The organism is Anaerosporomusa subterranea, assembly GCF_001611555.1.
Lineage (GTDB): Bacteria > Bacillota > Negativicutes > Sporomusales > Acetonemataceae > Anaerosporomusa > Anaerosporomusa subterranea.
In genome coordinates, this window is the sequence record NZ_LSGP01000001.1 from 1 (window position 1) to 13,747 (window position 13,747).

Genomic DNA, 13,747 nt, shown 5'->3' on the forward strand with positions numbered 1-13,747 from the left:
GCGTTATTGCTAAGATGGCTCTGAAAGAAGATCCAACCAACTTTATCATCCAGCACGCCATCGGCGTTAACGTAGCCGGTCAGGTTGCATCAGTTGTTGCCGGCGGTCTGGTTCTGGCTCTAATTCCCGCATTATCGAAATAATTTGGAGGTGTGCTGAAAATGTCACAAGCTACTATGAATGCAATAACCATGATGGCAGTCGCACTGCCTACCATGTTCCTAGTTATCTTCGTTTTCATGATTGCCACAACGGCTTTGCATAAAGCTTTTCCGGCTCCTGTTGAAGGCGAAGACGACGAAGATTAATTTCTCTGGGAACTTTTGAGCATGCTGGGGTTACTGCAGTAGCGGTAATCCCGGTGTTACCCTAATCACACGGAAACCGACAAAGACTTTAGCGACAGCAAATCTAACTCTCCGCCTTAAAAACTGAATAATTTGAAATGCAGATTCCTCAAATTATTCTAGGCGTTCAAGATATCTGCACTATAGATTATGAAGGAGGAAGAACTCATGGATATTAGTACTGCTGCAATAGCCTCAATGGTAGCGCTAGCTATCGTGGTTATTATCAGTTGTGTCAACGAGGATCTTAACGTAGGCTTCTTGGGTATTGGTTTCGCCATCATTGTTGGCGGTGTCTTCAGCGGAATGACTGGGGCAAAAGTAATGGCCTCTTTCCCGCTAAGTCTGTTCATGATTCTGATTGGTGTTACTTTCCTGTTTGGTATGGCTCAAACTAACGGCACCATGGAGAAGCTGACTGCTTACTCTGTTCGTGTTTGTAAAGGCAACACCGCCCTGATTCCGTTGATCGTGTATCTATTGACAACATTTGTCACCACGATTGGACCTGGCAACATCGCTGGTTGCGCTTTGATGGCGCCTGTAGCGATGGCGATTGCCACCCGTGTTGGCATGCCGGCTTTTCTCATGACTCTGATTGTTGTCGGCGCCGCCAATGGTGCTGCGTTCTCACCGTTTGCTCCGACTGGTATTATTTCCAATGGTATTATCGCCAAGATGGCTCCCCAACTTGGTATTGCCGCTGATTCACTCAACGGATTGGCGTGGAAAATTCATTTCAACTCTACTGTGGTTCAAGGGCTTATCAATATCGGCGGTTTCTTCCTGCTTGGCGGCTGGGCTTGGATTCAAAAACAGCGTGGCGCCACCCTGGATATTGATGAAATCGCGCCAAAGCCTGAGCCGTTCAACAAGCATCAATTGCTGACTCTCGGAATGGTAGCTGTACTAATTCTTCTCGTCGTTCTGCCTGGTCTGCCTGGCATGAAGGGCATGTTCCCGAAAGTCGTTCTGAACATGCTGTCAAACGTTGGCTCTATTGCTTTTGTACTTTCCTGTGTCTTGATGCTCACCGGATCCGGCGACAGCAAAGCAGCTGTTAAAGTAATGCCTTGGGGCGTTATCATGATGGTTTGCGGCGTGTCTGTATTGATTGATGTCATGGATAAGGCCGGCGGTCTGAACGCAATGGTTAAAATGATTGGCTCCTTATCTAGTCCTACGAGCGTTGTGCTATGTATTCTTTGGTCTCTTAGGTTTCTAATTAATACTAAGTGAATGATCTGCAAAGTAAAGGCAGCCACTCGATGGCTGCCTTTACTTTGCCTATTACTCTACCCTCAATGACGATCTATGCGGGATGTAATCCTATTCCTGCTTATGGAGAGCGCCGCTTCTATCGACCTATGTCTTATACTTTCTCCGATACCTCCTCATAAAATTGTGAACGTAGAAAATACTATGATAAGGCCTGAAAAGGAGGTATTAGTATGGATGAAAATCATTCGAAAGAAAAGTTTTTAGCTAATCCCATTGAACGACATGATACGGCGGCTTGGCGCGGGCATGTCGAAAGTACGAAGCCTGAGTCCAATGTCCCTATTCCCAGCGAGGAGGCAGTAATTGAGGCTAAGGAATGGGTGGATACGAATTCATTGTCTTAACTGGTTAAAGTAGCAAGAGGGGTGCCTCAAAGCAATTTGAGACACCCCTCTATTACTAATACTGCATTTCTGAGAAACGCTTTAAGGTTTGATATTTTTCGTGGGCATGTTGTTCGGCAGTCACGAACATCTCGTCCGCGACTTCAGGGAACATCGTCTTAAGTGAGGAGTAACGAATTTCGCCCTTCAGGAAATCTTGGAAGGAGCCTGTCGGTTCTTTTGAATCCAGGATGAAGGGATTCTTGCCTTGCTCTTTAAGACGTGGATCGTGACGCCAGAGATGCCAGTACCCCGCATCGACTGCTTTCTTCATTTCATATATGCTGGTGCCCATGCCGGATTTAATCCCGTGGTTAATGCAAGAAGCATAGGCAATAATCAGGGACGGTCCTTTGTAACTTTCCGCTTCGGTAATTGCTTTCAGGGTTTGATTCATATTTGCCCCCATGGCGATTTGGGCGACATACACATAGCCATACGTTGTAGCGATGAGCCCGAGATCTTTTTTGCGAATTCTCTTTCCGGCGGCTGCGAATTTAGCGATGGCTGCAGTTTGAGTCGCCTTCGAGGCTTGACCACCTGTGTTAGAGTAAACCTCTGTGTCCATAATGAAGATGTTTACATCATCCCCACTGGCGATGACGTGATCAAGTCCATTGTAACCGATATCATAAGCAAAGCCATCGCCGCCGAGAATCCAGACCGAGGGCTTAATGAGGTAATCTTTCCGTGCCATGATCTCGGAAAGAATCGGGTTAGCAGTGCTGGTTTCTTTTTTTATCGCTTCGAGTACCTGGGCTGAGGCTTTCTTAGACCCTTCACCATCATCCATATTGTCTAGCCATTCCTGGAAGGCCTGTTTCAGATTTTCACTGTTTGAGTTCTTCAACTCTTGGTGCATCAGATCGGCAATTTTGGATCGGATTTGTTTCGACCCGATATACATGCCGTAGCCAAATTCGGAATTATCCTCGAAAAGCGGGTTCATCCAAGCCGGTCCTTTTCCATCGGCATTCGTGGTATAAGGGATCGACGGGGAACTGCCACCCCAGATTGAAGAACAACCTGTGGCATTGGCAATCAACATACGGTCACCAAATAATTGTGTTAGGAGCCTGACGTAGGGAGTCTCACCACAGCCTGGGCAAGCTCCATTGAATTCAAGGAGCGGTCGGGCAAACTGGCTGCCAATGAGGGTCTTTACATCGATTAAATCCCGTTTTTCAGTAACATTCATCGCGAATTCCCAGTTCTCCGATTCCATCTCGATTTCATGATCCGCAGGCTTCATTACAAGGGCTTTACCTGGCGCCGGACAAGTATCCGCACAGTTACCACAACCGGTACAATCAAGTGGAGAAACCTGAATACGGTAATGATAACCCTCAAGCTTCTTAGAATTTGGTTTCTTTGTCTTAAAGGTGTCGGGAGCTTTCGTGAGTTCGTCCTCATTTAAGAGGAAGGGCCGAATGGTCGCATGTGGGCAGACATAGGAACATTGGTTACATTGAATACATTTATCGATTTGCCATTCTGGAGTATAAACCGCAATTCCCCGTTTTTCGTACTTTGTCGTACCGAGCGGGTGAGTTCCATCCTCCATTCCCACAAAGGCGCTGGTTGGAAGGTCATCTCCGTCGTGGCGAGCCATGGGGCGTTGAATATGTTTAATAAAATCAGGCTCGTCTTTCATTGGCATTGCTTCATCTTTAATGTCAGCCCAGGATGCAGGAATTTTTACTTGCTGCAATCCTTCAATTCCGCGGTCTACAGCTTTTTGGTTCATCTCAACAATACTCGAGCCTTTATTGCCGTACACTTTTTGAATGGAATCCTTCAGGTACTGGATAGCTTTCTCGACCGGGATGACTTTCGCCAATTTGAAGAAAGCTGCTTGCATAACCATGTTAATCCGACCACCAAGACCGATTTCTTCGGCAATTGAAATCGCGTCGATGATATAGAGATTGATATTGTTTTTAGCAATATAGCGCTTGTACAAGGCCGGAAGGTGGTCCTCCACTTCTTCTGGCCGCCAAGGGCAGTTCAGGACAAATGTGCCATTCTTTTTTAGCCCTTTCAGAAGGTCGTAATTATAGAGGAAAGACCGATTGTGGCAGGCAATATAATCGGCGTCAAACACGAAATAAGAGGATTTGATCGGCTTTTCACCAAAGCGCAAATGGGAAATTGTTGTACCGCCGGATTTTTTACTGTCATATTCAAAATAGCCTTGGACATGGAGGTCAGTATTGTCGCCGATGATTTTAATCGCGCTTTTATTGGCGCCGACCGTCCCATCAGAACCTAGGCCCCAGAACTTACAACTAATCGTGCCTTCCGGAGTGATATCTATTATTTCTTTCATTGGCAAAGAGGTGTGGCTGACATCGTCGACGATACCAATTGTGAACCGATCCTTGGGTTGGGTTTGTTTCAAATTTTTATAGACTGCGAGGATTTGGGAGGGAGTGGTATCTTTCGAGCCAAGACCATAGCGTCCGCCAATGATTATCGGTTTCGTGGCCTCATGATTAAACATTTGCAGGACATCGAGGTAAAGCGGTTCGCCGGTTGAACCGGGTTCTTTTGTTCGATCGAGGACAGCAATCTTCTTCACAGACTTAGGCAAAACTGCAAAGAAATGTTTCTTGGAAAACGGACGATATAGATGGACTTTAATCAGCCCGATTTTTTCACCTTTTGCCTGTAGGTAATCGATTGTTTCTTCCGTGGTGTTGCAGACTGAGCCCATGGCCACGATGATATTTTCCGCTTCAGGGTCCCCATAGTACTCGAATAAATGGTATTCACGCCCGCTTATTTTCTTAAATTCCTTAAAATAATTTTCCACAATATCAGGGATAGCTTCGACAAAAGGATTAGAAACCTCACGTCCCTGGAAATAAATATCGGGATTCTGGGCGCTGCCTCTTAAAACCGGATGTTCGGGATTCAGTGAACGGTCCCTAAATTCTTGAATCGCGTTATAATCGACCAGTTTAGAAATCTCTTCATAGGGAGTCACTGCGATTTTCTGAATTTCATGAGAGGTTCTAAACCCGTCAAAGAAATGCAAGAATGGTACCCGGGACTTGATTGAGGAAAGATGCGCGGTAAAACCGAGATCCATGGCTTCTTGGACATTATTAGAACAAAGCAAAGCAAATCCGGTTTGGCGGCAAGCATTGATATCCTGGTGATCTCCGAAAATCGATAATGCATGCGTCGCAAGGGCACGCGCGCTGACATGAAAAACTGCTGGTACCAGATTGCCCGCCATTTTATACATCTCAGGAATCATCAAGAGTAACCCTTGGGAAGCTGTATAGGTTGTCGTGAGAGCCCCCGCCTGAAGTGAACCGTGTACCGCTCCCGCAGCACCAGCCTCTGATTGCATTTCTACTACTCTGACAGGTTGATCAAACAAGTTCTTCTTACCATGAGCTGCCCATTCATCAACCCCTTCAGCCATCGGAGACGAAGGAGTAATCGGAAAGACAGTTGCCACCTCAGTAAGGGCGTAAGATGCCTCGGCTGCCGCCTGGTTACCATCCATTGTTTTCATTTTTTTTGACATTTGAGAACCACCTTTGCATACAAGAATATTCTTGCTTAGTATTAGAAATCTACAGACTCTAATACATGCAAGATGGAACAGATGTGCCGCGTTTATACGTTCAGCCCGGGTGAACCTTATCAAATCTAACTGTGCAAAAAAGCCTCAGCCTTTGCGTATTGCGGGTTGAGGCTTTTTGTCCTTTTGCAGGCTTGGGCGCCCCAAGACATTTGAGAAGGCTGTTGCCTTGTCACTCTAACTTTCCCGTGTTGAACTGAATATTTTCGGTAATGCTATATCATGCTAATTCATAAGGAAGGAGGGACTTTAATGACAGAGTTAATCAGATACTTTATTACCAAAAAATGTGAGAAGTGTAATCGTTGTATGGAAGTTTGCCCTGAAGGTGCAATCTACGCAGCGGACGAGAAATATGAAATTAATGATCACATGTGCAAAGGCTGTGGTATTTGTACTGAAGTATGTCCAACCAATGCCATCATACACGAGACCGATCCATTTCGCAGCATTAACCGTGAAGCAGACTCGTTTTTCGGTGGCGGTGCATGGCCTATACCATGGAATAAATTAAGATAGCTGGAGGATTTGCTGTGAATGCTTTAACCTTAGTCATTATCGCTATACTGGTATTAGTTTTGGCATATCGCTACTACGGCTGTTTTATCGCGGCCAAAATTCTAGTGCTTGATCCAAATCGTGAAACTCCTGCACATGAGTTCGAAGATGGCCATGACTATGTTCCTACTAACAAGTGGGTGGTATTTGGACATCATTTTGCGGCGATTGCCGGTGCAGGACCGCTTGTTGGTCCCACTTTGGCTGCTCAGTATGGCTATGCCCCAGGCTTCCTTTGGCTGCTGATCGGAGCCGTTCTGGCAGGCGGTGTACATGATATGGTGGTGCTTTTTGCGTCAATTCGCCATAAGGGTCGATCACTTGCTGAAATTGCTAAGGATGAGGTTGGAAGAACGACAGGCGCTGCTGCGAGTTTCGCGGTTCTTGTTATTATTCTTATGACGATGGCAGGGTTGGCAATTGTTATTGTCAATGCGCTGTTTAAGAATGCATGGGGCACTTTCACGGTAACAGCGACAATTCCGATAGCCATGTTTATCGGAGTATACATGCGTTATCTCCGACCAGGCCGTCTTGCTGAAGCTTCGATTATTGGTACTATTCTCGTCTTGCTGGGAGTAGCTTTTGGCCCAGTTATTAAAGCTTCTATCTGGGCGCCCCTGTTTACTTTTTCCGAAACTCAGCTGAAAATTTTGTTGCCAACTTACGGATTTATAGCAGCAACGTTACCCGTCTGGTTTCTTCTGGCGCCGCGCGATTATCTTAGCACATACTTAAAAATTGGAACGATTGCTGCACTAGCGTTGGGGATATTTATTGTCAGGCCAGATATTCAAATGCCCGCATTTACGGTATTTACTGCAGGCGGCGGGCCTATTATTCCTGGGCCCGTTTGGCCCTTTCTCATGATTACTATTGCTTGCGGTGCTGTCTCCGGATTCCATGCCTTAATTAGTTCGGGCACTACACCTAAGTTGGTGGATAATGAGTGTGACGTTATGGTAATTGGTTTCGGAGCCATGCTGACCGAATGCTTTGTTGGTGTTATGGCCTTGATTGCCGCCACCGCGTTGCATCCTGGTGATTATTTTGCTATCAATACTTCAGCCGCTGTTTTCCCCAGCCTTGCTGCAATGGGGTATACTGTAGTCGACTTACCTCAGTTATCGGCTATGGTTGAAGAGGATGTAGCCCACCGTCCGGGAGGAGCAGTATCTCTGGCTGTGGGAATGGCTTCTATCTTTGCAGGTATTCCCGGATTAAAGGGTTTAATGGCTTACTGGTATCAATTTGCCATAATGTTTGAAGCTTTATTTATATTGACCACCATCGATGCGGGTACAAGGGTAGCCCGGTATATCGTACAAGACTTGTTTGGTAAGTTTTATAAGCCTTTCGGACAAATCAACTGGTGGCCGGGCGTCATTTTTACCGGCGCAGTAGTGTCATTTGCTTGGGGATATCTGCTTTATGGCGGAAATATTTCAACCATATGGCCGATCTTTGGTGTCGCGAATCAACTGTTGGCAACGCTGGCGCTATGTATTGGCACTACTATCATACTAAAACAGACTAAAAGCAAGAAATATTCGCTTGTTACCTTCATTCCGATGGTAGTCATGTTTATTACTACAGTTACTGCCGGGAGTATGTCCATCGTTATCACCTATCTGCCCCAAGGTTTGCTGGCAAATGCGGCTTTGATGGTTTCAATGATTGTAGCTGTTGTTATAACGGTGGTAGACTCCAGTATTAAGTGGTATCGGTTTATACGAAAAGAAGAGGGAAAGTAGACAGGAAGGAATTAGAGCGGTAGTTCAATGAGCAGAGAGATACTGATAATTAGATTAAGTTCGATTGGTGATGTTATCCATTGTACACCGGTAGCCGAGGCACTGAAAGCAGCTTGGCCGGACTGTAAAATAACTTGGCTTGTCGGTGAGGTCTGTGCCGACCTAATAAAATACAATCCGTATATTGATGAAATCATGGTTTGGTCACGGGAACGTTTCGATAAACATTTGCGATCTTATGAATTTAATCAGTCTTTTACTTTGTGGCGGGACTTACAAAAACAATTGGCGACAAAGGTTTTTTATGCGGCGCTTGATATTCATGGCTTGTTTCTTACAGGCATGATTGCCAGGCAGGTAAAGACAAGCCGGCGTATTGGCATGCGTGATGCCAAAGAGTTAAACCCGCTATTTATGACTGATACGGCTGACCCAATCGGTAAACATATTGCAGAACGGTATCTGGGGGTATTAACCTCGCTTGGCATTAGTCCGGACAACCGAGAAATGACACTGATTGTTCCTGAGGAGGCTAAGCAATTCGCGCAGAACTATTTAAGAAAGGAAATTGTTTTGCCTCAAGACAAGTTAGCTGTATTGGTTCCGGGAACGACATGGTCTACAAAAAACTGGCCGCCAGAGTTCTTTGCGGCCACGGCTAAAAGACTTAACAAAGACTTCAAAATACTACTATGTGGCGGAAAAAATGAATGTCTCATGGGAAAGGAAATAACAGCCAAAGCAGGGGTGCCGATAATTAATACAATCGGTCAAACAAGTCTCTTAGAAATGGCAGCTCTACTTGAACGCGCTACAGTGGTTGTTGCCGGTGACACTGGTCCGCTCTATATGGCGGCAGCCTTGAAAGTGCCGACAGTTGCAATATTTGGTCCGACCAATCCTGCAACATACGCGCTGCCGGGCAAACAAAACGTGGCTATATGTAACCAACACTCTTGTTCTTTCTGCCATAAAACCAAGTGCCCTAATGGTAACGCCGTTTGCATGCGCAGTGTACTGCCAGCGCAGGTAGTGGAAGGTGTGTATCATGTATTAGCCCATATTCCGTAGTCCGTGGGAACAACCATAGCAGATTATCGCTGAATATGCATACATTAAAATTGCCGCCTGGCAGCATGCTGTCAGGCGGCAATTTTTTATCTTATAGTGGCTTTACAGTCTCTTTATATACTTGCTTTCCATCTTTCAACTCGATAATAACCGCACTGCGAATAGCATCGTGGGTGGGTGTCAGGCTCATATCTCCGCTGACACTTTTGAAATTTTTAGTAGCTGCTAAAGCATCACGGATTTTATCCGCTTCTGTACTATTGGCACGTCTGATTGCGTCAACTAATAAATATGCTGCGTCATAGCCCATGGCAGACATTGAGTCAGGCATTTGCCCAAACTCTTTTTTATAGGCCTCAACAAAAGCCTTAGATACCGGGTTTGTATCTTCTACCGAGTAGAAGTTTGTAAAGTGAGTATTGTTCAGGGCTTCTGGACCACCAATCTCCACTAACTTCGGTGAATCCCAGGCATCGCCGCCTAAGAAAGGAGCAGTAATACCCAGTTCGCGCGCCTGCTTAATAATCTTGCCCACTTCTTCATAATAGCCGGGAAGATACAATACATCAGGGTTTTGGGCTTTGATCTTTGTTAGAATCGCCTTAAAATCCTGATCCTTTTGCAGATAGGCTTCTTCTATTACTATCTGCCCGCCGCCTTTAGTGTAGGCCTCTTTAAAGAACTGTGACATGCCTTTGCTGTAGTCACTGGAACTGTCAATCAAAACGGCTGCCTTTTTTGCTTTCAGGCTGTTGAGGGCAAAGTTGGCGCCTACTGTTCCTTGAAACGGGTCGATGAAACAGGCGCGAAATACGTAGTCCTTTGCTTTACCGGTTTGTTCGTTAAGAGTGACTCGGTAATTAGTGGTTGCGGCAGCTACAAAGGGAATTTTGTTGGCTTCAGCAACTGTCGCGCCGGCAATCCCGCAAGAACTTACCGTGAAGCCGGTTACAGCCACTACTTTGTCTTGGGAGATGACTTTTGTCATGGCATTGGTGGATTCGGCGGGTTCACCTTTATTGTCTGCAATCACTGTTTGGATCTGCTTGCCGAGGACACCGCCTTTGGCATTGATCTCTTTGAATGCCAGTTTAGCGCCGTTAGCCGCTGCTGTACCGAAAGAAGCGGTATTGCCAGTAAGTTCATATACTACCCCGATCTTGATGTCTTTACTGGCTGAGTCACCACAGCCGGCTATTAGTCCGGCCACCAGTACAACGGCTAGGACACTGACAAGTCTCAATACTCGCTTACTCATAATCTTCTCTCCTGTTATTCATAGATTATTAAAATTCTCTCCCTAAAACAACTTTGCTTGCTACTTTTGCTTTGTATGATTATACATTTTAGTACGTTTTGCATTGGTTTACAAGGTAATATTTCTGTTTTTGTTAACGAAAACCAGTGCATGGTTTGATTTCTGAGAACAGTTAGCCTGATAAAGTTTGTGTTCACGCAAAAGCGGTGGTTTTGTATCTATTGTCGGTAGCAGGGCGCTCTCTGCCGCCGGCATAGAAGTATTGAGTTTAAATGGGGCATGATGATAGCGGAATAAAATTCCAACGCAGAATTCCAAATTCCGAGGGTTAATACTAACGTCGTTTTCAACTAACAGACCTTATAGAAAAAGGCTGCCGGGTTGAAAACGACGTTAGTATTGTTATTTATGACCGTTGGAAGGGCGTTAGGCTCTATTCGTTCCTGGGCTTTCCGTCAGTGTTGCGGTATGCCATGTTCCGTCCTTGGGAATTGATTTTTTCTATTACTTCTCTCATGTAGCGATTACTACCGGACATGATGTCTTGTAAAGAGTCACTCTTGAATTTCAGCAAATCGCTCTTCGTCGTATAGCCGATTGCTTCTGTCATCATCAGATACTCATCAGAGATATCCGTTGGGATGCCCATGTCCGCAATTGCGGTTCTTAATCTGCCTGTTTCTTTCATGAGTTCAGGAAGGCTGTGCCCTTGTAATGAAAACCCCAATTTGCCCCATAGTTCGACCGGCTTGTAAATGGAGTATTCATATTGCATGAGCTCGTAGACAAAATCCGGAGCCATAGAAAAGCCGAATTTGCTAGAGTTATCCATCCAGCTTGTTTTAGGAAAGACTCCTGGCGGATTGACAATCACTGTGTCTGGCAGAGTCTCTTTTATCAAACGCATATTCTCTGCATAGACATCTTGTAAAGTCACTCCGTCAATCACAGGGGTAGGATAAATGAGGGACAAACCGATCCGGCAACTTTTACCTACTTCCGTGGCTGCAAGCTTTATACAGTTGATAGTATCCACAATGTCTTTTTTCTGGATACCTTTATTCATGACCTTTTCATTGATAAGGTCATGGCCGGTTTCTCCCCCCATGAATACTGCTCTTAGCCCTGATTGAATCAGTAGACAATAGGCTTCGTAAACCGCAGGAGTCACTTTTGTCGCCCGGACGAACATCGAGTAATTTACTGTGATGCCTTGGTCCAGAATTGCCTGGGCGATTTTCTTGCCATATTCGACAGGCGTTTCTGAACTACTGAACCGGAAGAAAGCAATACCCTGCTCTCTCATCACTTGAAATTCTTTTACTATGTCTTGTACAGAACGTTGTTGATAGGATGCCACCTGTCTGGTATGGGAGCAAAAGTTGCATTTATTCCATGTGCAGCCTACGCCGTCCACCAAGGTATGAAACAACAGCTTGTCTTGTAAATCCACCGGCCGATAGCGGGGGATAATATGCTGTTGGCTGCATTGTACCTGATTCGCGGGTTCGGTTTCATCGTTACTGTAAATCCCTGTTTGCACCAATCGAGACTGACTGATTTCCTCGTGAAATCGATATAAGAATTCTGTTTTGTTGTCGACTTTCCGGTCTAAAACAATCATTTTTTTCAGTATTTCTTCCCCAGGTCCCATGATTGCCACATCGAAATCCGTTTCATGGAAGATGTGCTCTCCATATACCTTCACCTGTGGACCGCCGGCAATAATGATCACCTCAGGGCAGGATGACCTGATTTTAGTGGCCAGCAATTTACTCCACTTAAAGGAATCGCCGTACCAGACCTTGATTCCCAACAGATGAATGTCGTTTTCCTGAATGGTGCGGATGATGTCATTAATTTTACTACTTAGATATTGGGCTCTGTAATACATTGACAAAACTTGGATAGGCCAACCCAATAGCATGAAAATGAGCCAAATATACTTTAGACTCTTGCGGTACGTTTTCATTTGCATCGAGACGATAAGCTGCAAAAGCTTTACCAAGCATTTCGGAACTCCTGCTTCTGTCGCAGATATTCTTTGTTCGTCAATGACTTCCACCCGGAAATCTTCATCTTCCAAGTATGTGCGCAGAATCGCCAGGCTGTTTTCTAAGGCCGCGTCTGAGGCAATTCGTTGACGCGGCGCCATGCTATTGACAAGCAATAAATCAAGCTTGGGTTGCATCATTTGGCCCTCCTTTTTTAATTATGTGGGACAAATTTTCTAATACATGATTCGTGATACCTGGATAGCGATGGCGAAACTTCGGGAAAGCCATTCGGGACAATACCAGTATTTCTGTCAAAGTCACCGCTACAATGTCTTGGGTGTGACTGGTATGGTCGACTAGACCTACCGATCCAAAGTGCTGACCGGGAAGAATTCTGTTTGTGCCTGACTCAGAGAGACTTGACGCATGCAATTCTCCCGAAAGCAAAATATTTAGTTCGTTGCTGGGATCGCCACTGGTTATGATCTGATCATTTGCATGGCACTGTGTAACAAGGCCGCATTTATGCAAGAATTTTTTTGCGTCAGCTTCAGACAGGCCTTGTAATATCGGCATCGCTTTGTTTGGCGAGTCTCCTAACCGGGTGCATAAAACTGTCCATAGTTCTTCTTCCGTGACTAATTGACTGTTTATCACACTGGAGGCTTCAGAAAAATCAGTAAAGAACCAATCAGCGACTTGTTTGTTTACCGCTTCTCTTTTACGGGCTAGACGGTAGAAGGGCGAATGAAGTTTGCGCATATGTTCGATATCATCGATTAACCAGACGACCGGCGCCAATAAGCCGTAGCCCGGATCTTGGAAATTTTCACCGAATCGCCGCACTCCTATTTCTTCATAGAGTCGAAGTAAATAAAAGTTGCAGCCGCCAAAGGTAAATTGTACCCTATGCTCGCAAGAGAGTTCATAAGCTTTTGCCATTAGTAAATACAAAGCTGGAGAATTCCGGTAAAGCGGCGAAACCATTAGTTTGGTGATAAGGCCAAACTTCTGGTCTTTTTTGCCAGTATAAAAATTCTGAAATTTTTTTAAAGAAAGTGAGGTTATTATATCCGGATGGAAATTTTGTAGCAAGCCGATATTGATCCTGCTGACTCCGATAAGTTCGGAGTCGGCTTTGACGTATAATAGAACACCCCATTCGTCCATTTCGTCGTATAGCAACTTTTCCCCATTATCAGGGGATCTCAACTGCCGAGACATTTCTTCTACATAGATGCTATAGCGAAATTGGTAAATTTCCGTTTTTTCTTTAGCAGTTGACGCGATACCAACTGTGAAAACTCTTTCGGGTATTACTTTCTGATCGGGTTTCGTTGGCTGTAAATTGTTGTTCATAAATTATCGCTCCTTTTTAATGCATTCTTGGGGATGTTGCCGCAAAATATTACTAAGTTTTCATAACGTGCACCTCCCTTCCAATAAGAGAGATACGTGTAACAGTTAGGTGGTTCCTATCCTGAAATGTAATATTTTTAA

General features: G+C 45.0%; 11 protein-coding genes. 7 read left to right on the top strand and 4 right to left on the bottom strand.

All coding sequences use genetic code 11. The annotated features are described in order from the left end of the window. The 4 genes from AXX12_RS18620 to AXX12_RS00010 form a co-directional block, all read left to right on the top strand. Positions 1 to 143, top strand: a 143-nt coding sequence (locus AXX12_RS18620) for a sodium ion-translocating decarboxylase subunit beta (RefSeq protein ID WP_197470593.1), incomplete at its 5' end; no start/stop codon positions are given. A gap of 18 nt (positions 144 to 161) precedes the next feature. Continuing rightward, a complete protein-coding gene (locus AXX12_RS19535; RefSeq protein WP_197470594.1) occupies positions 162 to 308 on the top strand; it encodes a hypothetical protein in 147 nt (48 codons plus the stop codon). Between the two features lie 207 nt (positions 309 to 515). Beyond that, entirely contained in the window at positions 516 to 1,586 is a 1,071-nt protein-coding gene (locus AXX12_RS00005) for an SLC13 family permease (RefSeq protein ID WP_231881727.1), read from the top strand. 212 nt (positions 1,587 to 1,798) lie between these two features. Then, complete coding sequence (locus AXX12_RS00010) at positions 1,799 to 1,972, top strand: CDIF630_02480 family spore surface protein (protein WP_066236513.1); 174 nt, start codon at positions 1,799 to 1,801, stop codon at positions 1,970 to 1,972. A 55-nt stretch (positions 1,973 to 2,027) separates the two neighbouring features. Here the strand turns inward: AXX12_RS00010 and nifJ are convergent, their stop codons facing one another. Then, positions 2,028 to 5,552: a pyruvate:ferredoxin (flavodoxin) oxidoreductase gene (gene nifJ, locus AXX12_RS00015; RefSeq protein WP_066236515.1), complete on the bottom strand. Its 3,525-nt coding sequence runs from the start codon at positions 5,550 to 5,552 to the stop codon at positions 2,028 to 2,030. A 309-nt stretch (positions 5,553 to 5,861) separates the two neighbouring features. On the opposite strand from nifJ, the gene AXX12_RS00020 reads away from it, so the two are divergent. From AXX12_RS00020 to AXX12_RS00030, 3 genes are read left to right on the top strand one after another with little or no spacing between them, the layout of a single operon-like run. Next, positions 5,862 to 6,128 (top strand): DUF362 domain-containing protein, encoded by a 267-nt coding sequence (locus tag AXX12_RS00020; RefSeq protein WP_066236517.1) that lies wholly within the window; start codon positions 5,862 to 5,864, stop codon positions 6,126 to 6,128. A 14-nt stretch (positions 6,129 to 6,142) separates the two neighbouring features. After that, entirely contained in the window at positions 6,143 to 7,921 is a 1,779-nt protein-coding gene (locus AXX12_RS00025; protein WP_066236519.1) for a carbon starvation CstA family protein, read from the top strand. A 27-nt stretch (positions 7,922 to 7,948) separates the two neighbouring features. Then, complete coding sequence (locus AXX12_RS00030; protein WP_066236522.1) at positions 7,949 to 8,992, top strand: glycosyltransferase family 9 protein; 1,044 nt, start codon at positions 7,949 to 7,951, stop codon at positions 8,990 to 8,992. A gap of 91 nt (positions 8,993 to 9,083) precedes the next feature. Here the strand turns inward: AXX12_RS00030 and AXX12_RS00035 are convergent, their stop codons facing one another. The 3 genes from AXX12_RS00035 to AXX12_RS00045 form a co-directional block, all read right to left on the bottom strand. After that, positions 9,084 to 10,250: an ABC transporter substrate-binding protein gene (locus tag AXX12_RS00035; protein ID WP_066236524.1), complete on the bottom strand. Its 1,167-nt coding sequence runs from the start codon at positions 10,248 to 10,250 to the stop codon at positions 9,084 to 9,086. Between the two features lie 433 nt (positions 10,251 to 10,683). Continuing rightward, on the bottom strand, positions 10,684 to 12,444 hold the full coding sequence (locus AXX12_RS00040) for a B12-binding domain-containing radical SAM protein (protein WP_082816615.1): 1,761 nt from the start codon (positions 12,442 to 12,444) through the stop codon (positions 10,684 to 10,686). Beyond that, the gene (locus AXX12_RS00045) at positions 12,425 to 13,606 is read right to left on the bottom strand and encodes a cyclic nucleotide-binding domain-containing protein (RefSeq protein WP_066236528.1); all 1,182 of its coding nucleotides are present in this window, start codon (positions 13,604 to 13,606) and stop codon (positions 12,425 to 12,427) included. The genes AXX12_RS00040 and AXX12_RS00045 overlap by 20 nt, the downstream gene beginning before the upstream one ends. Positions 13,607 to 13,747 lie beyond the last annotated feature (141 nt).